At 48.3% G+C, this 22,288-nt stretch carries 10 protein-coding genes; all 10 read left to right on the top strand.

Features of this window, described 5'->3' with window-relative positions; translation table 11 throughout:
- Nucleotides 1-19 precede the first annotated feature (19 nt).
- Nucleotides 20-2,080: a DNA/RNA non-specific endonuclease gene (locus GO493_RS26630; RefSeq protein WP_157309282.1), complete on the top strand. Its 2,061-nt coding sequence runs from the start codon at nt 20-22 to the stop codon at nt 2,078-2,080.
- Between the two features lie 16 nt (nt 2,081-2,096).
- A complete protein-coding gene (locus tag GO493_RS26625; protein ID WP_157309281.1) occupies nt 2,097-3,179 on the top strand; it encodes a trypsin-like peptidase domain-containing protein in 1,083 nt (360 codons plus the stop codon).
- A gap of 10 nt (nt 3,180-3,189) precedes the next feature.
- Nucleotides 3,190-4,200, top strand: coding sequence for a hypothetical protein (locus GO493_RS26620; protein ID WP_157309280.1), 1,011 nt, complete (start codon nt 3,190-3,192; stop codon nt 4,198-4,200).
- A gap of 2 nt (nt 4,201-4,202) precedes the next feature.
- On the top strand, nt 4,203-7,049 hold the full coding sequence (locus tag GO493_RS26615; protein WP_157309279.1) for an ATP-binding protein: 2,847 nt from the start codon (nt 4,203-4,205) through the stop codon (nt 7,047-7,049).
- 217 nt (nt 7,050-7,266) lie between these two features.
- A complete protein-coding gene (locus tag GO493_RS26610) occupies nt 7,267-10,200 on the top strand; it encodes an Ig-like domain-containing protein (RefSeq protein ID WP_157309278.1) in 2,934 nt (977 codons plus the stop codon).
- 514 nt (nt 10,201-10,714) lie between these two features.
- Complete coding sequence (locus tag GO493_RS26605) at nt 10,715-13,897, top strand: SusC/RagA family TonB-linked outer membrane protein (RefSeq protein ID WP_157309277.1); 3,183 nt, start codon at nt 10,715-10,717, stop codon at nt 13,895-13,897.
- A gap of 11 nt (nt 13,898-13,908) precedes the next feature.
- Entirely contained in the window at nt 13,909-15,672 is a 1,764-nt protein-coding gene (locus GO493_RS26600) for a RagB/SusD family nutrient uptake outer membrane protein (RefSeq protein WP_157309276.1), read from the top strand.
- 70 nt (nt 15,673-15,742) lie between these two features.
- Nucleotides 15,743-17,851: a DUF3826 domain-containing protein gene (locus tag GO493_RS26595; protein ID WP_157309275.1), complete on the top strand. Its 2,109-nt coding sequence runs from the start codon at nt 15,743-15,745 to the stop codon at nt 17,849-17,851.
- Nucleotides 17,841-20,900, top strand: a complete 3,060-nt coding sequence (locus GO493_RS26590) for a DUF6298 domain-containing protein (RefSeq protein WP_198315836.1) — start codon at nt 17,841-17,843, stop codon at nt 20,898-20,900. The genes GO493_RS26595 and GO493_RS26590 overlap by 11 nt, the downstream gene beginning before the upstream one ends.
- A gap of 8 nt (nt 20,901-20,908) precedes the next feature.
- Entirely contained in the window at nt 20,909-22,288 is a 1,380-nt protein-coding gene (locus tag GO493_RS26585; RefSeq protein ID WP_157309274.1) for a glycoside hydrolase family 140 protein, read from the top strand.

Here is a 22,288-nt window from a genome sequence, read left to right as displayed (position 1 = left end):
CCACCAAAAACAACACCCCATGTTAAATGTAATCACCCCTTCCGAAACTAAGGAAAGACTCCTCAAAGCTATTGGCGCCATCGAGAAAAATGATCCCAGATTAAGAGAAGAACTGCGCCGGATACGCCGGTCTGACAAATTCCTTGACGAAGCCCGCAGCCTGGAAGGCTTTGGCGGCGCTCTTGAAAATATGGATGGTGGCATGGCCCTGGAGACGATCGTGCTCCGCGTTGGCCGGCCCGTATTAGAGATCCACGATAGCACCGCGGTACTTGAATTCAGAGATGTGGAAAGCGCTGTATGGAGGGACAAACTAACCAAGGCGCAAAACCTGCTGACACCGGCTATTACCGCTGTAGGGCGCATTGAACTGGAAAATGACCCCCGCTTTGACTGGGTAGGTACAGGATGGCTCATTGATAGGGACCTGATCGTGACCAACCGCCACGTTGCCGAGGTATTCAGCGAAAAAAGAGGGAACGGCAGCAATTTTGTTTTTAAAACCGGAAAGGGAGGCATGCCTGTAAGGGGATTTATCGATTTCCTGGAAGAAGCAGGCCGCACAGATGCACTCACCTTCCAGTTTGCAGAAGTATTGCACATTGAACCTTCGCCAGGACCGGATATGGCATTGATAAGGGTAAGACCTTCCCGGATAGACCGCATGCCGGACCATATTAAGTTGTCTGCTGTCACCCCGCAAAGACAGCAGGACGTAGCGGTGGTAGGTTATCCTGCCAGGGATAGCCGTATCCCCGATCAACAGCTGATGCTGAATATTTTTGGCGATGTATATGATAAGAAAAGACTGGCTCCGGGTCAGATCATTGCCAGTTCTGCTAATGAGTTGCAGCATGACTGCTCTACATTGGGGGGGAATTCCGGATCTGTCATACTGGACCTGAAAACCTGCGAGGCGGTAGGTTTGCATTTTGCAGGTCGTTTCCTGGAAGCTAATTATGCGGTGCCGGCGGCTATAATTGACCAGAGGGCAAATAAATGGAGAGGTAAACCCACTACGGTAAAGAGAAAGGAAGATATTGACGATGATACAACGGGCGGTCCTAACCCGGGCAATTCTACTGATTACACCAGCATTCAGATACCTGCTCCTGCTACCGGAGCTTCTACCAGTTTTACCATACCTATCCAGGTAACTGTTACAGTGGGTGGTGCGGCAGCGCAGGCCCAGGTAGGGCATAACGGTCATCCAATGGCAGTAGGGGAAGAAGGAGAAGCATTCATCACAGAAGCTAATCCTGACGATTATAACGACAGAACAGGTTATGATCCTCATTTCCTGGATACAGAAGTGCCACTACCTATACTGCTGCCGCATTCCAAACGGAAAGACATACTCAAACTGACCGGTTCTGATGAATCTGAACTGAAATACACCCATTTCTCGGTAATGATGAGCAAAAGCCGCCGCCAGTGCTTTTTCAGCGCCTGTAATATAGATGGCCTTACTTCTGTGAGCATGAAGCGTGGCGCCTGGAGACTGGACCCCCGTATTGCTGTTAACGCGCAGATCATGAAGGAGTGCTATGGCAATCCGCCGAAGTTCAGCCGCGGACATATGACCCGCCGCGAGGACCCGATCTGGGGTACAAAAGCCGCCGCCAGGCAAGGTAATGACGATTCTATGCATGTGACCAATACCGTTCCGCAGATGCAGTCTATGAATGGTGGTATCTGGCTTGAACTGGAGAATTATGCCCTGCAAAATGCCCGTAAAGACGATATGCGGATATCAGTGTTTACCGGGCCAATTTTTAAGACAAACGACCCCATTCGCTTTGGTGTTAAGATACCACTCGCATTCTGGAAGGTGATAGCTTTCATTCATGATGAAACAGGAGAACTCTGTGCTACCGGATATTCCATATCACAAAAAAGCTTCCTGCCGGAAGAAGAGTTCATTTTCGGGGAGCATAGCACTGCCCAAAAGCCCATTTCCTGGATAGAAGCCCAGACAGGCCTGTCATTTGGCGACCTGGCAGAACTGGACCCTCTTAATACCAGTGAGGAAAGCTTTGAGATGCCACTGGAAAGCCTGCAACAGATCAGGTTCTTCTGAATAAAAACAATAATAGATGGATATAGAACTGACGAATGAGCAACGAGAGCGGCTGGAGAATGCACTGCTGGCCGCTTTCGATCTCAACAACCTGAGCCGGATGCTGCTCCTGAAACTAGGGTTTAACATCAGGCAGGAATTGGACGTAGCCAAAGGATTGAAGTTTATTGTTACTGACCTGGTAACACTTGCGGAGGATGGATGGTTGGATAAATTGCTGCTGGCGGCAGACGATTACCGTAATGGACAGAGCTCTAAACTAAAAGCAGTTATTGGGGAGCTGTTACTGAAACGCCCGCAGAAAGAAAGTAGTGAGATTGTCCCTGTCCGGGACCCGCTGGATATAACGCGGCTGGAAAAGGTGGTCAATAAAAGAGCGCCTTTTATTCCATTCACAGAATTTATGACAAAGCTGGGAGGGGCCAGCACACGGATATGCCGGATAGAATACCCCGAGGGGCAGCCACAGGGAACGGGCTGGCTTGTGGGGCCGGACCTGGTGCTGACGGCCTATCATGTAGTAGAAAAGATCCATAAAGAAGAAAACGGTTACAACTATGCAGATATCTGTTGCCGGTTTGATTATGATGGTGTACAAGCCCCGAAGGGCAGGCCTTGCGGGTTGCTTAAGGACTGGCTGGAAGCGCATAGCCCGTATGGGGTAGCTGATCTGAAACCTAATAACGGTGAGCCAGCTAAAGAAGAACTGGATTTTGCGCTGGTAAGACTGGATGAAGAAGTGGGAGAAGACCTGTTTCCCAACGGCAACCGGAGGGGATGGTTTGAAGTACATGAAAATGCCCCGGTTATGATGGAAAATGACTTTGTGATCATTCCGCAACATCCGCAGGGACGTACACTTGAACTGGCTTTTGGCCAGGCGCTTCAATACAACAGAACCGCCAACAGGATTCAATACGATACTAACACAGAACATGGCTCATCGGGGTCTCCCTGCTTCAATAGCAGTATGGTCCCATTTGCGCTTCACCATGCCGGCGGTCCTGCAGAACAACTGGATTATAACCAGGGAGTACCCCTCAGGCAGATCATCCGGTTTTTGAAAGATCGTAACATCCCTTCATTCTGGAAAAGTTAAATGATACCTTATGAGTGCACGTGACCACTTTGAGTCAGCCCTGGGGCTGTATAATATTGACCAGTTGAAAATGGTGGTGGATAAAGCTCTGAAGATGCGATTGGAGGATTATGTCAGGATAGAGAGCATTCCCGTTACCATTCACAATCTGCTGGTACAGCTTGAAATGCAGGATATGCTGTTGAAAAATTTCCTGTTGTATTGTATGAATGCTTCTCCCCGTTTACGTGATGCCACATTGGAGTATTACAAAGAGTTTTTTGGCATTGCCTTACAGGCGCCCGATCCATATGTAGAACTGGTGGTGTTCAATAATGCGTTTGTTGACCGCCAGGACCTGCGTGACAAGCTGAGGAATTTTTTTACCAGCAAGACACATTTCCTGCTGGCGACCAAAGGTCCACGGTTCAGCGGGCGTTCGCATTGCGCTTCCTTTATTAAATATGTGGCGAAAACAGAGGGCATCGAAGCCTTTGCACTGGATATGCTGGAAGCAGATGTGGAAAGCATGATCTCTGAACTGATAGACGACATGCGCCTTCCGCTGAAGGAATTCAGAGACCGTATGGCCCAGCATAGTACGCAGGCCAAAGGATTTATCAGCGCCCTTCGTGGTATTGTACGGGACCCGCCATTCAGCGAAAAACGATGGTGCCTGGTGTTTGATCACCATGACCGGGACGAAATTGATCCTGAAGTACGCGCTTTTGTAGAAGGTTTGATGCAGGAAGTAGCGAAAAATAACCTGCCTGATAATATCTCTATCATCCTGCTGGGACAGGGAGATTGGGCGGTATTCCCCTATAACCTGCATCACCAGGTGATAGAAGTATCTACCCCCTATATTGAGAATACCGATGTGGAACGTTACCTGAATGCGCTGGCCTCAAAAAATGGGCGGCAGCTGACAAATGATGAACTGACAACGCGAAGAGATGAGGTGCTGGATAGCCTTAATCTGAAAGAACTGAAAGGTATGGCAGAGATGTCTGCCCGTTTGCGTAAATTCTTTACTAACTGATCATGCAAGCAAAAATATCTCCCGAACAGGCGCTCTATGATATGGAGCAATTTCTTCAGAACGATAAACCTGAACAACAGGAGGATGCCTTTGCAAATGCTGCAGCAGTGCTGGTGTTCTTTGATCCTGAAACATTGCATGCTTACCAGACCGGGGAAACCGGATGGTCTGATTTCTTTCATTTTTGTGATCCTGTAAAGAACAGGGCACAAGGCAACTACTGGCAATTGCGTCCGCTGGTCAGGCGGAAGGCTTTACAGCGATTGGGTTCCCATAATGAGATGCTGCGTGCCCTGGCAGCTAATCCCGATCGTACAAAGGAGCCGGTGCAAAAGATCTATGAAGCTTTAATATCTGGTGAGCCGATAGATATACTGCATCTGCAGCGTGATGAACTGGTGGCCTTGTCCCTCATGACCGAATGGCTGGACAACATTCCATCCCTGGACCTTGCGCAGCTGAAAAGAGAAGTGCAGCTGGCCATCCCGATGGCAGACCTGCTGGCGCCCCTCAACAGGCTGGCCGGCGTTCAGTTTGTAGGGCGGAGGAAAGAGCTTGCCAGCATGGATGAATATGTGGGTATCAGGTCAGCGGCTTCGGGGCTCTTTTCATCGGCAGAGCGGTTTATCCGCCAGTTTTTTACTGATCTGCAAAAGAACCCTCCATTGCTGATATATGGGCCGGGAGGCATTGGTAAATCCACGCTGATCGGGAAGTTTATTCTCAATAATGCCAGTCAGCGGAATGATACCCTGCCTTTCGCTTATCTTGATACCGACAGAGCTATCATAGAACCGGGGCAGCCGTTAACCTATCTTATAGAGGCGGCCAGACAGCTTGCTTTGCAATGCCCGGAACAAAGACAACAACTGATGGCATTGAAAGATGATATTACCGCCATCCTGTCCAGCTATGACGGATTCGAATCCTCGAAATCATTTTATGAAGGAGCATCCATTGCTATCCGGTTTGGCCAGATCATCAGCCAGGTGAATACACCGGTGTTGCTTGTGATTGACACCTTTGAGGAAGCCCAGTTCCTGGGCGGAGAAATAGTGCATGGTGTGTGGTCTTTGCTGGTGAGGTTACAGGAAGCGGCGCCTAACCTGCGTACTATTGTGGGCGGCAGGGCCATGGTACAGCAGTTTCCTGTAAAGCCGCTGGAGCTGCCGGAACTGAGCCGGGAGGAAGTGCAGGAACTGATTGCCGGCGTGTTGAAAAATTCATTCAGCGAGGGCGAGCTGAGAAAAGTGGTGGATGATATTATCAGCGTGGCCGGTATGAACCCGATGAGCCTTCGTATGGCCCTCATCATTGTGCAGGAGCAGGGTGTGGATAAGCTCAGGAAAGTTGAGACAAGGAACTGGTTCATGAGAAGATTACGTACGGAAGTGATACAGGCACGGTTGTACGGCCGTATCCTCACCCATATTCATAACGAGAAAGTAAAGCAACTGGCCTATCCCGGTCTGATAGTACGGCGAATTACAGCTGACGTGATAAGAGAAGTACTGGCGGCCCCCTGTCAGTTAAAGCTCAGGAATGCAGGGGAAGCTGATGAACTGGCAGAGCTGCTGGCCAATGAGGCATCGCTGGTGACCCGCGATCCTGTTGACGGAGCGCTCTGCCACCGGCAGGACGTGCGCCGTGTAATGTTACAGGACCTGCGGAATGAGATAAGCGCTGCGGTGATAAAGGCCATTCACGATAATGCTGTTAACTTCTATAGTAAGCAGGAAGACCCTGTTGCGCGGGCTGAGGAGATCTACCATCGCCTGAGCAGGGGAGACAGCATGCAGGATGTGGAAAAACGCTGGATGCCAGGTATTGAGAACAGATTGCGTAATGCTCTTGAGGAACTGCCTTCTAAAAGCCTGTTATGGCTTTCAGGTAAGCTTGGTGTTACACCTGATAAGGACATGCTGAAAACGGCCAGCCTGGAAGAGTGGGAAAGTATTACTGCTACAGCTGCAGAACGTTATCTGAATACAGGAGAGGCACAGATAGCCCTGGATACCATACGGGAAAGAGATGACAGAACTATCAACAGCCCTTTGTACCGCCTGGAGCTGGAAGCCTTGCGCAACCTGGGACTGTATGACGAAGCGGCTTTTGTGGCAGAGGAAATGCTGGCAACCATCCCACGGTCTGCCGACCCGGCCATACTCTACGAGATAAACATGCAGGCAGCTTTTATAAAGGAAGCACAGGGCAGGATAGAAGAAGCTATTGCCAGTCTTAAGCAGGCATCGTCTTTACAACCACCTGAACCTACGAAAGAAGGCCTGCGGATACTTATTACGCATATACGTTTACTACGCAAACAGGGAGATGAAAAGAATGCTGAACGGGCCGTGTTTGTAAAGCAGGTGAGAGACTGGCTTGCAGACAGGCAATTGCTGATGTCTCTGAGCAGCTCCCCGGCATTGTTACGTGAAGTAGTAGCCGAGCTGGGAAAGATCATGCCGGAGTTACTGGAGAATGCGATTGACTGGGTAGGCATAGAGATACGTAATGATTTGCAGGCCAACGTGCTTTCACAAGCCTTAACCAACTGGAATGCTGAACTGCAGAAAGATTCCAATTCTTTGCTGGGAGAGCTGCTGGAACGTACGGGCATCAAAGACAATACATTACAAAGCTGGAACACGTTCGTAAAGGAAAATAACGGCAGGCGGTTAAGTAATAATATACAGCACTGGCGTAAGGAGCTGTCGTCCGATCTGCCTGGCCAATCTAACGGAGTATCAATCAATTTCGATAATACGCTGGTAGATATTTACCGGATCAATGTAGATCTGTCTATCAACCGCAGCTCAATGGAAGGAGGAGGGATGACAATGTTTTAGCTGCATGATGACTAATCCACACTGATATAAGTAATTTTTTTAAGCTCGTAAAACACCTCTCTGAGGATAACTGATTAATACCCAGCCGCATACCGGGAAGCGCCTTCCTATGCTCAAAAAGTAGCCTCTTTTACTGTTTTACATATGTAATTTTTTTATTCTTTTTTAGAAAAACTATTCATTACTTTGGATAAGTTTCAACTATCCGAAAAACCTGATGACTATACCTAAGAGATGCACTATTCCCTCGTGGATTTTAACCATTATCTGTTTCCTGGTCTCAGCGACCAATGTTCATGCGCAAAACAACAGCATTGCAGATAATCTATACTATTTCCGGCAGGCGGAAGCCTGGTTGAGCAGCGCTGACAGCGCCGGCGCCGGTTATCGTACCCTGGGAAATAAGTTCAAAGCCAGCAACGCCTTCGGGGCCAATGCAGATGCTATTTACAGCGCATCTTCCGTTAACAGCGATGTGACGGGAGCAACTGAAACACTGATAATTAAAGTGGAAGGAGGCGCTACATGCAGCAGCATGACTGTAAATGACCTGCTATTCAGCGGAAGCAGTACTGATCTTCAGCTCAACACACTGAATATCATATTCAGGAATGCAGCAGGAGCAGAAGTTGGGAACTACAGCCTGGCAGGAAATACAGTAACATTGGGTATGGAAGATGTATTCCTGAGCAACTTCAGTACATTCTCGCCGGTAAACAATGTGGCTGAAATAGCATTCACCTGGGCTTTCAGTAATGCAGCTCCAAACGCGCTGTATTTCAGAGGAATTACAGTTTCCGGTATTACTTCCGCACCATCGCTGGAGCCCAAGACAGGATATGTTACTTATAAAAAACTACAGCCGCCTAAACAGATCATGCCTGATGCTGCTGCCGGAGATCTTAATGAGAACTGGACGGGTGGAAAGCTGATAGCCTCTATCACTGCAAACGGTGATAGCTATGACCGCCTGGCTGTAGGCCCCGCCACCGGGTTGATTGATGATCAGGGAATATTGTACGATGGTGTAACACCCATTGCCACCATCACACCGGCAGACGGATGGGTGAACAGAAGCGAACAGCTCAGCATCACCTTTTACAGTAATGTTACCAACAGCATTGTTCAGAAAATAGTGAACGGACTGGCTTTCTTTAATACATCAGATCAGCCATTAAATGCAGAGAGACAGGTAACGGTGACACTGTCTGATAACACCGGTTTATCAGCAACAGTAACACGTACCATAGATGTGGACGATTCCAATATTCCTCCTGTACTGGATGCCCCGCTTACCTTTACTGTAGATGAATACCAGACACTTACATTAACAGGCTTTAACTTCTCAGATATTGATATTGCGCATGGTATGATCAGTGCTATTCTTTCTGTGGATGCAGGTACTATTACAGTGGGTGATCTTGCCGGAATAACCATCGCCGGTAATAATACAGGTACAGTTACTGTGACGGGTAAAATAGATAGTGTAACGCATCTCTTTGCCGCAGGCCTGGTGAAATATACTCCGCTGGCGGGTGAGAAACTGGCTATTACATTAACTACCATACTGGATGATAACGGCAACTCAGGTGTAGGTGGGAACCTGCGTGATACTGGAGTATCTGTTATTCATATCAACCCGGTAAGCCCTGTTCTGACGGGCATCAGCACCAGCACAGTCAGCGGACTATACGGGCAGGGAACAACTATTAATTTTGATATAACATTTGACCACCCGGTTACTGTCAGCAAGGGTACACCTGCCTTATTGCTGCCTGTACGTACAGGCACTGCACCTGCACTCTACCAGTCAGGCAGTGGCACCAATACACTGACGTTCAGCTATACTGTTGAAGCAGGAGACGCTACTCCTTTGCTGGATTATGCCGGTACAGATGCCTTACTGCTGAATGGAGGGCTGATTAACAGCAGCAGCAGCAATACACCGGCTTTACTTACTTTGCCTGTTCCCGGCAGCATTGGGTCTATTGCAGGACAACGTGCTATCATCATAGATGGTGTTGCTCCCGCTGCTCCGCTTATCGGGTACCCGTTGCCCAATGCCGTATTCAATACACATGACCTGACAGTAGCGGGTACTTCTGAGCCGGATGCCGTTGTAACTATTTATCTTGACGGAGTACAGATGACCTCTGTTACTACAGACGGAGACGGTAACTGGTATGCTTCTTTCACTGCCAGCAGGCTGACAGATGGGAATCACTATCTGAAAGCCACTGCTACAGACGCCGCTAAAAATGTGAGCGCCTACAGTGCCAATAAGATGATAGTAGTGGATGTAACCGTGCCGGGACTGATCTCTGCAAGCATCTACTCTGATAACAGGAATAAAGCGTTTGCTACAACAGGTAATATAGTAACGGTATACTTTACGGTAAATGACGCCATTTACCTGCCGCAGGTAGTGATTGCCGGTCAGGCAGCTACAGTAAGGACAGTAGGACAGGATGAATATGTTGCGGAATACACGATGACTGATACAGATACCGAAGGACTGATACCATTCAGTATTAATTTTACTGATCTGAATGGCAACAGCGGCGGTACTATAGAGGCAAGCACAGATAACAGTAAAGTGTATTTTGACAAGGAACGTCCGGCAGTTACATTGACCACTATCGCATCTTCCCCGGTAAGGACCTCCTTTACAGTATATATCAGCTTCAGTGAGGCAATATCAGATTTTGATCAGAGCAAATTGCATGTTACCAATGCGGTACTGTCTGAGATAACCAGCATCAGTAACAACGTGATGACGGTAGAAGTAACACCTGTTTATGATGGTATGGTTACCATGAGCCTGGATGAAGGCGCTGCGCGCGATGCAGCGGGCAATCTCAGCAAGGCTTCTGAAGTATTGCAGGTAGAAGCGGCTTTTGGAGGGTATCTTGAAAAGATCTATCCTAATCCGGCTTCCAGTAATATGAATCTGAAGTTTACAGGTACGGTGAATGAGAAAGCGAGAGTAGTGATCACTAATTACATGGGAGTAGTGATGTATGAAAAGGAGCTGATAATGGATCAGAAGACCCTTTCCATAGATGTGAGTAATCTTACAGCAGGTGGTTATATGCTGACGGTGAGATCTAAGAATTATAGTTTCTATACGAATATTATGGTTATACATTAAGTGCATTTCAGATAGTACCGGTTTGATCTCTTATTGGGGGAGAAAACTGCTCAAAGAAACGGGTTTCGCCTTTGGCGAAACCCGTTTCTTTGAGAGGGGGCCTGCGGCCGGCTGAATTTAGATAGGAGAACTACAGTGAGATTTTAGCGCTGTAACGGGCTGTAAATTTAGGCAGGAGTACATTGTTTTTTTTCCGGCAACGATTGCGTAAATAATAATTCCCTGTTTGAAATAATTCTGTAGATTGTCAAAAATTAGTGTCACGGGGACACCAACTTATAGATTGAAAATTCCATGGTTGTGAGGCTCTTGTTTACAGACCGGCCTATACGCGTATTATAATTGAAGTCATGCTAAAACCATTCTAAAATTCCTGAAGTATGAAAATATTTGTATTCCACCATTTGATTGCTAATGAAGCATTCCGCCTGCGGCATATTACAACCCGCTTCCTGAATTAAGTACAATCAACCTGACATATAAATTCCACCCTATTCAGCATAAAAACCAGCTGATGAAAGACTTATTGCATTTAAAGAAACTGATATTGCCGGGGGCCTTACTATTAAGTTCTGTAGCAGTAGCCCAGCAGACGGCGTCTGTTGTTACGCCAAAGGTATCACCACCTCCGGTGGCCTCACAGGCCAAAGAGATCATCCTGAAAGGAAGAGTATATGGAAATGATGACGGCTCCGGTCTGCCCGGTGTTACCGTAAGGGTAAAGGTGGGCAACAAAGGTACCACCACCCAGCCTGACGGCACATATACCCTGAAGGTGCATGAAAACTCGACCATCGTTGTTTCCCTGATGGGATTTGTTACACAGGAAATACCTGTGAACCGTCAGCAGATAATAGATGTATATCTTGCAAAAGATGTTAAATCCCTGACAGAAACCGTCATTATAGGTTATGGCACCCAGAAACGGCCTAATGTACTGGGTTCTGTGGCTTCTATCAACCCTGCAGAAATTGAAGACCTGCCGGTTGCTAACCTGGCCACAGCATTGCAGAATAAAGTTCCGGGGGTGTCTGTTTCACAGTCGTCCGGCAGGCCGGGATCGACTACGTCCCTTACCATCCGTAACCCTGTGACCTGGGCTGCAACCGGTTCTTCCACAGATCCGCTGTTTGTAATTGATGGGTTCCAGATGACCAAGCAGGATTTTGATAACCTGGACGCTACGCAGGTAGAGAGCGTCACTTTCCTGAAAGATGCGGCCGCCTCTATTTATGGAGCAAGGGGCGCTAACGGTGTAGTACTGGTGAAGACGAAGGTGGGTAAGCCCGGTAAGCCGCGTATCAGTTACGCCGGTTCTTACGGTACTTCATCCGCTACCTACATCCCGGAAATGCTCAACAGTTACGATCATGCTGTGCAGCTCAATAATAAGTATACCAGCCTGAAAGACGCCAATACCAATAAGTTTTACACGGCAGACGAACTGGAATATCTCAAAACACATAACTATAACTGGATTGACGATGTCTGGAAAAGTTCACATCTGACCCGTCATACGGTGAATGTGAGCGGTGGCACAGAGAGGGTTACTTTCTTTGCAGGCGCCAACTATTATAATGAAACGGGTAACGTGGGAGAGCTGGATGTGAAGAAGTATGGCCTCCGCATGGGCATCAATACAAAGATCATTGATAACCTGACAGCCAATATCTCTTTTGCAACAGATAACTCTAACACCAACAGGCCTACGCCAAAAACAGTACAGTCCGGTTTGACGGAACAGTCTGACCAGATGAGCGCTACTGTGAGCGCCCTGTTGTTAACACCAGGATGGGTGCCATTATATATTGATGGCAGACCTGTTTATTCCCAGGTGCCCGGCTGGCACCCGGGAGAGCTGGTGAAGACAGGCAGCTATGCCCGTACCCGCTCCCAGGGACAGACCATCAATGCCAGCCTGGATTATAAACTGCCGGCTATTAAAGGTCTGAGCTTCAGGGTACAGTATGCAAGAAACAACCGTAACAACTTTGGTAAGGAGTTCTATGTGCCTTACAGCCTGTACAACTTTGTAAGAGAAGGTACACACCAGACCACGCAGAATGTGATCTTTACAGACAAGCTGACTGCTACCAACGCCACTACTCTTATCAAGAACGGTAACCTGATGTCAGAATCTTATGGTGGCTCTGCCAGTTATCAGTTGGATGAAATGATCAGCTATGACCGCACTTTTGGTAAACACGATATCAGTTTGCTGCTGGTTGCTGAGCAAAGTGAATCTACTGCAGATAATTTTGATACCCGCCGTGAACAGGTAGTGATACCAGGTATTGATGAGCTTTTTGCCTTCAGCCAGGATAAGAATTTCTATGACAACTCAGGCTCTGCCAGTGAAGGAGGAAGAATGAGCTATGTAAGCAGGCTGAACTACGCTTTCATGGACCGTTACCTGCTGGAAGCCACCTTCCGTGCAGATGCTTCGCAGAACTTCCCGAAACATTCACAATGGGGTTACTTTCCATCTGCCGCTATTGGATGGAAGATATCTGAAGAGACCTTCTTCAGGGAGAACGTAAGGTTTGTGGATAACCTGAAGATCCGCTTCCAGGTAGGTCTGACAGGTAATGATGCCGTGAAGAACTTCCAGTACAAGGAAAGGTATACACAAACCACCGGTATGCTCTTTGGCAATACAATGACCAGCGGGCTTAACAACAATGATGTACCTAACACTTCTATTACCTGGGAAAAAGCGCTTTATAAGAACCTGGGTTTTGATGGTTCATTCTTCAACCGCCGCTTTGATTTTGCAATAGACCTGTACCACCGTTATAATTACGACATGTTGCAGCAGCCTACCAGCACGGTGCCTACCACTTTTGGCGGAGGTATTTCGGATCAGAATTATGGTCGCCTGAAATCCTGGGGGCTGGAAGCTATGCTGAACTACAATGGTAACGTAGGTAAAGATTTTAAATACTCTGCTGCTATCAACTTTGGTATCAGTGATAATAAAGTGATCCGCAAATTCTATGGTGCAGGAGACACTGCCTGGAGAAATCCTATTGGCCGCAGAACGGATAATGGGTTGGAAGGATATAAATCTACCGGGATACTGAGAACGCAGGAGGAAGTAGATGCTTTCCTGTCTAAAAATCCGAACTGGACAATAGATGGTGAGAAGCTGATTCCCGGTTATATGAACTATGAAGATATTAACAAGGACGGGAAGATAGATGAGAATGATAAAACGCGTATTGCAGGAAGGGGCGGCAGCCTGTTTGGAATGGGTTTTAACCTGGGGGCTTCGTGGAAGGGGCTGAAGCTTAGTGTGAATATCGGTTTATCAGTAGGTGGTTCTGAGGCGTACGATAAAACTGCCCGTACACCTGCTACTGAAAACCAGCGCTCACTGGCTATGTGGAAAGATTCATGGTCGCCCGGGAATCCAAATGCCAAATACCCGCTGATCAATTCTCCGCTTATCAAGGAAGTATCTGATTTCTGGGTGAGGAGCGCTACCACTATGCGGGTGAATAATATGATGTTGTCTTACAACCTGCCAACAGATCTTTCTGCCAGGTGGAAAATACCGGAGCTGAGAGTGTTTGCAACGGGCACCAATCTCTGGTCTATCATCAACAACCAGCCGTATAAAGATCCCGCTACTAACCTGGCGGTAGATTATCCGGCACTGCGCACATACACCTTCGGGTTAAATCTGAGCCTGTAAATAAATACAACATGCCGAAATTCTTTAAATACATACTGCTTGCTGTAAGTCTCAGCGCCTGCTCAGGCATACTGGAAAAAACAGACCTGACAGGTATAGATGAGCGTACCTGGGATCATGAATCGACTGCTACGCTTTACCTGAACAGGGTATACGATCTGACCATGCCTGTATGGCCTAACCTGACAGGTTCCGGCACATTGCCTACCGGTATTCATGACCTCTCTGACGATTGTAACGGAGGAGATGCCAAGATATGGTATGGCACCCTGTCTGTAGATAACGTTACTGATTTCTTTGGTGGCAATGCTGCCAATAATGCGTGGGCTTATATCCGCAAGATCAATATCCTGCTTACTGAAATAGAGAAGGGAGCCTTGGAGCCGGATGTAAAAGCAAAGATCAAAGCGCAGGCTTATTTTCTGAGGGGATGGGTTTATTTCCAGCTGGTGAAATTATATGGTGGGGTACCTTATGTTACACATCCGCAGGACTGGATCACGGAGAATCTTTTTGTGACAAGGAATAAAACTTCTGAGTGTGTGGATTCTATTGTGAGGGACCTTGACCTGGCAACTACATTGCCGGCAGTATGGCCCAGCTCTGACAGGGGAAGGATAACCCGTGGCGCGGCGCTTGGTGTTAAAGGACGTTTGCTGCTTTTCTGGGCCAGTCCTCAGTTTAACCCTAATAACGATGCAGCCCGCTGGGAGCGTGCATACCAGGCTAATAAAGCAGCCTATGATACGTTGAAGATAGATGGTTATGGCCTGTTCTCCAGCTTTGCCAATATCTGGCTGGATGAAGGTACAGGCAATAAAGAAGTTATCCTGCTCCGATCATACGACGGAGCTAACAAAGCCAGTACTTTTGAAGATGTGGCCCGTCCTTATTCAGAATCCAATGGTGGTGGCGGTTCTTATCAGCCTACCCTGGAACTGGTGAATGCTTTTCCGATGAAGAACGGCGCCGCTATTACTGACGCGGCTTCAGGTTATGATGCTGTTTACTACTGGAAAAACCGCGATCCCCGTTTTGACGCTACTATAGCCTACAACGGTTGTGTATGGCCGCTAAGTAATAAGACCGGCCGTAAGCAATGGAATTATACAGGCGTAACAGACGATAAGAATAAGCCTTGTGTGACAGGTTTCTATTGCCGCAAAGGCCTTAACACCACTACTATAAAAGATAATACCAAGCTGGGGAAAACTGACTGGATAGAAATGCGTTTTGCAGAGGTAATGCTGAACCTGGCGGAATGTGCTAACGCAACAGGACGTACACAGGAAGCATATGATATGCTGACGGCCATTCGTAAAAGAGCAGGGATCACAGCAGGTGCAGATAATCTCTATGGATTGAAAGCTAATATGACGAAAGACGAAATGCTCACCGCTATCATCAACGAGCGTCGTATTGAGCTGGCTTTTGAAGGGAAGCGTTATGATGATCTGCGGCGTAATAAACTTTTTGATCAGTTGAATGGTAAGAAGAGATCTATCCTGAAGATCACGGTGAAAGCACCTTATACGGTGGCTGACCTGGAGAAGACAGATGCTTCCGGGATTATGCTGCGTGACAGGCTGGACCTTAACGGTGCAGATTACACTACGTATTTTACGACCAGTGTAGATGTGCTGGATACGCAGAAGCCGATCAGCTATCCGTCAAATTATTATTTCTATGCTATTCCTACTACTAATTTGCTCAGGAATCCGAGTCTGCAGCAAACGGAGGGATGGAATAGCGGTACTTTCAACCCGTTGAACTAATAGTGTTGCAGCTTTTGTCTACAGGTCGGACAGGCTGAAATACTACTTTATAAATTGTAACTTGATATACATGAAACAGAAACTCACCGGAACGCTACTCATTGCTACCTTAGGTATAGCTACCGGAGCTTATGCGCAATATCCGAAGATACCCAAGGAAGTGCAGGCTGTAAGCGATTCCCTCCTCGATGCCGCTAAAAAACATTCAGATGAAGCATGGGCAAAAGCGTTGCCCATTGTAAAAGAGCAGGCCCGTAAAGGCAAGCCTTATGTGGCATTTGCCTCCCGGCCAACAGATCTTCCGCAGGCCAATATTCCTGCCTTTCCCGGTGCTGAAGGGGGAGGTGCGTATACTTTTGGCGGAAGGGGCGGAAAGATCTTTGTAGTGACCAGCCTGGAAGACAGCGGGCCTGGCACATTGCGTGAAGCCTGTGAGGCCGGTGGCGCACGTATGGTGGTTTTCAACGTGGCGGGTATCATCCGTCTGAAAACACCTATTATCCTGATGGCGCCTTATATTACCATTGCCGGACAGACCGCTCCGGGCGATGGTGTATGTGTTGCCGGAGAGAGCTTCTGGATCAATACGCATGATGTGGTGATCCGTTACATGCGTTTCAGGCGTGGAGAGACGAATGTTGGTCGCCGGGACGATGCACTGGGTGGAAACCCTATCGGCAATATCATTATAGACCATTGCTCTACCAGCTGGGGACTTGATGAGAACATTTCCCTGTACCGTCATATGTACAATCCCGGAGAGGGATACCAGGAGGAGAAACTTCCCACAGTTAACATCACTATACAGAACACTATTTCTTCTGAGGCACTGGACACTTACAACCATGCCTTTGGCAGTACACTGGGCGGTGAGAACTGTTCTTTCATGCGCAACCTCTGGGCATGTAATGCAGGCCGTAACCCTTCTATAGGCTGGTTCAGCGTGTTCAACTTTGTGAATAACGTAGTGTTCAACTGGAAACACCGTACAGTAGATGGTGGTGATTACCGGTCCCAGTACAATATCATCAACAACTACTTCAAACCCGGGCCTATTACGCCGAAAGACGATCCTGTTGGTCACCGGATACTGAAGCCTGAATCCGGTCGCAGCAAACTGAAATACCAGGAGTTTGGCCGTGCTTATGTGAATGGTAATATCATGGAAGGATATGACAAGATCACTGCCAACAACTGGGATGGCGGGGTGCAGATAGAAGATATGCCGGATGCCGGCCAGTACCGTGATGATATGCGATCTGACCATCCTTTGCCTATGCCGCATATGATGATCATGCCCGCAGCTGATGCTTACCAGTATGTACTGGATAATGCAGGCGCTACATTGCCGGTAAGAGATCCTGTAGATACAAGGGTGATAGAGCAGGTGAGAACAGGTAAAATCACTTATAAGGACAATACCGCTTCAAAGATCGGCAGCGAGTATATTAAGCGCCGCCTGGGAGATGATTCCTACAAACAGGGTATCATCTATGATATTGCACAGGTGGGCGGTTATCCTGTTTATAAAGGCAAGCCTTATAAGGATTCAGATGGAGATGGTATTCCGGACGACTGGGAAACCCGTCATAACCTCAATCCGAAGGATGCGAACGACGCTTCCCTGGCAGATAGCCCCGAAGGTTATACGAATATTGAAAAGTTCCTGAACGATATTAAGCCGGATAAAAAGAGCTACCGGATGATAGTTACTGAACGTGCGGCAAAGATCGTTATCATGCTTGAGCTGCATGATGCAGGTAAGGTGATGCGGGTACAGGACCTTATCGCGCAGCAATATATTGATCTGAAAGAAACGGAAGAAAAGAAGGATACTGCGCAGGTACGCCAGTTACACAACCGTTATCTGTCAAAACTTTCTGCCGAGTTAACCACAGAGCAGGTAACAAAAGTAAAGGATGGAATGACCTATGGTATACTGCCCATTACTTACAATGCTTACCTGGAGATGCTGCCCCAGCTTACCAAACAGCAGCAGGAGCAGATAATGGACTGGCTGGAAGAAGCGAGGGAACATGCTATGGATGCAGGAACCTCTGAACAGAAACATGCCTGGTTTGGTAAATACAAAGGCCGTATTAATAACTATCTGTCAGCCGCAGGCATTGACATGAAAAAGGCAGAAGCCGACTGGAAGAAAAGAAGGAATGAGAAATAGTGTAGTAGTTATCTTATTATTTGCCTGCTGTTTCCCGTTGTTCACAAGGGCGCAGGTAACTGTGAAGAACGGCCGTTTACTGTATGAACAGGACGGCAGGGGAAACCGTATACCTGATTTCTCTTATTGCGGATATATGGCAGGAGAGCAACCCTTACCAGTGGCGCCCGTACGTATACGGGTGCCACTGGCCAAAGGCGATGCTACTGCCCGTATACAGGCAGCCATCAACCAGGTGGCTGCTTTGCCATTGGGAAAAGACGGAATAAAAGGAGCGGTATTGCTGGATAAGGGCGTCTATGAAATACAGGGCAGTTTATTCATCAATGCTTCCGGCGTTGTGCTGAGAGGCAGTGGCGACAGTACTATACTGCTGGGCGCAGGTTACAGCAGGGATAACCTGGTACGTATAGGTGGCCGTAATGACAGGCAGTTAGCTGCCGGGGCTACTATCACAGATGCTTATGTACCGGTTAATGGCATGGTGCTGCATGTGCCGGCTGCTCATACGTTTAAGGCAGGAGATGAAGTGCAGATCACAAGACCCGGCACTAAGAACTGGATACAGTTGCTGGGTACTGATCATTTTGGTGGCGATATCACAGCCCTGGGCTGGAAGGCCGGTCAGCGGGATATACAATGGCAGCGCCGTATCACAGCTGTGAATGGGACAGCTGTTACGCTGGATGCACCGCTTACTACAGCACTTGATACAACTTATGGCGGAGCGACTATTGCTGTTTATCAATGGCCGGGCCGCATTACGCAATCAGGTGTGGAAAACCTGCGATGTGTTTCTGCTTATGATGCTGCAAACCCCAAAGATGAAGATCACCGGTGGACGGCTATCTCTATAGAGAATGCGGCGGATGCCTGGGTGAGGCAGGTTGTTTTTGAACACTTTGCCGGATCGGCAGTGGCGGTACTGGAAACTGCCCGCCGTGTTACGGTGGAGGATTGTATTTCGTTAGCGCCGGTTTCAGAGATAGGCGGACAGAGACGTTATACATTCTTTACTTCCGGTCAGCAAACACTTTTCCAGCGTCTTTATGCACAGCAGGGTTATCATGATTTTGCCACCGGGTTCTGTGCGGCAGGTCCCAACGCATTTGTACAATGTGAGTCCGATCTGCCATTCAGCTTTAGTGGCGCTATTGATAGCTGGGCTTCGGGATTGTTGCTGGATAATGTAACAGTAAATGCGCAGGCATTGGGTTTTCCTAACCGCGGCCAGGATGGGCAGGGAGCAGGATGGACGGCGGCTAACAGCGTATTATGGCAATGTGCAGCTGCGAGGATAGATTGTCCGCGTCCGCCGGGGGCTAATAACTGGTCATACGGCGCATGGGCGCAGTTTTCGGGGGATGGCAGCTGGTACAGCTCTAATGAATATATACAACCACGCAGTCTTTATTATGCACAGCTGGCAGAGAGGATAGGAGAGAAGGCGATGGAGCGCGCTCATCTGATGCCGGACCTGGGAGATGCTTCCAGTAGTCCGTCGGCAGAAACAGCAGCAAAGCTCTCTGCAGCATCAAAAGACCCGGCAGTTACTTTATACGAATGGATACGTAAGGCTTCCCAAAGGGAGCCTATCCCTGTAAATACAAATGCGGGTACTGTGACTTACCGCCCAGTTACAGAGATGCCTGCTGCTGATGGTATGCAACTCCGGAACGGATGGCTGGTACAGGATGGCGCGGTAATGACCGGCCGCCGCTGGCAGGTATCCTGGTGGAGAGGTAATACCCGTCCGGACGGCATTAAAGAAGGTGGTGCGCATATTACGCGTTTTGTACCGGGAAGAACGGGGACTGGTTTGACGGACGACCTGGATACAGTAGCAGCGCAGATGCAGGAGAAGCATGTAGCAGGTATAGAACATAACTATGGCCTCTGGTATGAAAGAAGAAGGGATGATCATGAACGGGTACAGCGGCTGGATGGGGATGTATGGCCACCTTTTTATGAGCAGCCTTTTGCGCGTAGTGGTCAGGGGACAGCCTGGGATGGCCTGAGCAAATATGATCTTACCAAATACAACCGCTGGTACTGGAGCAGGCTGCAACAGTTTGCAGGACAGGCAGACCGTAACGGGCTGGTGCTGATTCATCAGCAATATTTCCAGCATAACATTATAGAAGCAGGAGCGCATTATGCTGACTTTCCCTGGCGGCCGGCCAACAACATCAACGAGACCGGTTTCCCGGAGCCGCCTCCCTATGCAGGAGGTAAGCGGATTTTCATGGCAGAGCAGTTCTATGATACCACGAATACTGTGAGGAAGCAGTTGCATAAGGCGTATATCTATCAATGCCTGAATAACTTTTCTGCTAATCATAACGTAATACAGCTGACTGGTGCAGAGTTTACCGGTCCGCTACATTTCATGGCTTTCTGGACAGATGTGATTGCTGCATGGGAGCGTGAGAAACAGCAACACCCTATTATTGGCCTCAGCGCTACAAAAGACGTGCAGGATGCTATCCTGGGCGATGCTGTACGTTCTGCCGTGATAGACCTGGTAGACATCCGCTACTGGCATTATCAGCAGGATGGAACGGCGTATGCGCCGGCAGGAGGGCAAAGCCTGGCACCCCGTCAGCATGCCCGTTTACTGAAACCCAGGAAGAGCAGCGAGAAAGAAGTGTATCGTGCGGTACGTGAATACCGGGATAAATACCGGGGGAAGGCTGTGTTGTATTCTGCCGATGGCTTTGAGCAATATGGCTGGGCTGTATTTATGGCCGGAGGCTCGCTGGCCAATATCCCGGTAATTGAGGCCAAAGGATTCCTTGCTGCAGCTGCGGGCATGCTCCCGGCAGATGTAACGGGCAGCTTTGCCTTACGCAATGACCACGGCGATTATATCATCTATCATAACAGCCCGGATGCTATTCAGCTGACGGGAGTAACGGGTAGTTTCAATGCCTGCTGGATAGATGCAAAAGATGGTCGCACACTGCAAACTCAAAAGAACGTTAAAGGAGCCAGTGAATTGAAAGTTCCTCAACAGGGAGCTGTAGTACTCTGGCTGACCCGTAAATAATATATGCCATGCTGAACAGGATCTCAACGATTATCTTGACTGTATTACTATGCTTTGCCATTGAGGCAGAATGTCAGCTGCCCCTCCGTATTGCCAAAGGAGGGCGCTTTCTTGAAACGACAGACGGTAAACCTTTCTTCTGGCTGGGAGATACCGGCTGGCTGCTGTTTGGAAAGCTGACCCGGGAAGAAACGGATAAATACCTGGCAGACCGTCAGCAGAAAGGTTTTAATGTGATACAGGTGATGGTGCTGCCGGGACTGACGGCAGCAAACGTGTATGGCGATTCTGCGCTTGTACGTAAGAATTTAGCGATGCCGCTTACAACAGCAGGTAACAGCTTTGCCGACAGCGTACAGTATGACTACTGGGACCATATCGATTATGTAGTGGATAAAGCGGCTGAAAAAGGTATTTACATGGCGCTGGTGCCTATATGGGGCGGCGCTGTGAAATCGGGGCTTGTTACAGAGAAGCAGGCGACTGTATATGCTGCTTTCATGGCAGAGCGCTATAAGAGCAAGCCCAACATCATATGGATGAATGGGGGAGATATTAAAGGCAGTGACTCTTTAGCTATATGGAATGCTATCGGCAGTACCCTGCATAAAGAAGATACCAGGCACCTGGTTACTTTTCACCCCAGGGGACGTACACAATCGTCAGACTGGTTTCATAATGCCTCCTGGCTGGATTTCAATATGATACAGTCCGGGCATCGCCGTTATAACCAGGATACAGCTGCTATCGATAAAAAATACGGGGAAGATAACTGGAAATATATACAGGCAGATTATAACAGGAAGCCTGTTAAACCGGTGATTGACGGAGAGCCTTCTTATGAAGGTATTCCACAGGGATTGCATGACCCGGCAGAGCCTTTCTGGACGGATAAAGACGTGCGTCGTTATGGATACTGGTCTGTTTTTGCGGGCGCATGCGGGTATACTTACGGGCACAATGCTGTGATGCAGATGTATAGGAAAGGGGATGGCGGTGTATATGGTGTAAGGGAATACTGGCAGGATGCAATTAATGCTCCCGGGGCTTCGCAGATGATCTGGCTGAAGCAGCTGATATGCTCGCATAATTACGCTGACCGTGTTCCTGATCAGGCGCTTATTGCAGATAATGTTGGAGAGAAATATAACCGTCTTGTTGCTACGCGTGGGAAGGATTATGCTTATATCTATACTTATAACGGGCGTAAGATACCTGTTAAGATGGGGAGGATTGCGGGAGGGAGTGTGAAGGCAGCATGGTATAGTCCGCGGGATGGTCATATGGAGGTGATAGGCACTTATCCGAATAAAGGGATTATGGTGTTTGATCCTCCCGGTGACGAGAAGGACGGGAATGATTGGGTGCTGATCATAGATAAAGTGTAA

It is taken from the genome of Chitinophaga tropicalis, assembly GCF_009758205.1.
Taxonomy (GTDB): Bacteria; Bacteroidota; Bacteroidia; order Chitinophagales; family Chitinophagaceae; genus Chitinophaga; species Chitinophaga tropicalis.
The sequence above is the reverse complement of the archived record's forward strand: the minus strand, read 5'-3'. Positions and strand labels throughout refer to the sequence as shown.

Coding starts and splice junctions, on each gene's coding strand:
- GO493_RS26630 (WP_157309282.1), top strand. CDS start 20: ATGTTAAATGTAATCACCCCTTCCGAAACTAAGGAAAGACTCCTCAAA.
- GO493_RS26625 (WP_157309281.1), top strand. CDS start 2,097: ATGGATATAGAACTGACGAATGAGCAACGAGAGCGGCTGGAGAATGCA.
- GO493_RS26620 (WP_157309280.1), top strand. CDS start 3,190: ATGAGTGCACGTGACCACTTTGAGTCAGCCCTGGGGCTGTATAATATT.
- GO493_RS26615 (WP_157309279.1), top strand. CDS start 4,203: ATGCAAGCAAAAATATCTCCCGAACAGGCGCTCTATGATATGGAGCAA.
- GO493_RS26610 (WP_157309278.1), top strand. CDS start 7,267: ATGACTATACCTAAGAGATGCACTATTCCCTCGTGGATTTTAACCATT.
- GO493_RS26605 (WP_157309277.1), top strand. CDS start 10,715: ATGAAAGACTTATTGCATTTAAAGAAACTGATATTGCCGGGGGCCTTA.
- GO493_RS26600 (WP_157309276.1), top strand. CDS start 13,909: ATGCCGAAATTCTTTAAATACATACTGCTTGCTGTAAGTCTCAGCGCC.
- GO493_RS26595 (WP_157309275.1), top strand. CDS start 15,743: ATGAAACAGAAACTCACCGGAACGCTACTCATTGCTACCTTAGGTATA.
- GO493_RS26590 (WP_198315836.1), top strand. CDS start 17,841: ATGAGAAATAGTGTAGTAGTTATCTTATTATTTGCCTGCTGTTTCCCG.
- GO493_RS26585 (WP_157309274.1), top strand. CDS start 20,909: ATGCTGAACAGGATCTCAACGATTATCTTGACTGTATTACTATGCTTT.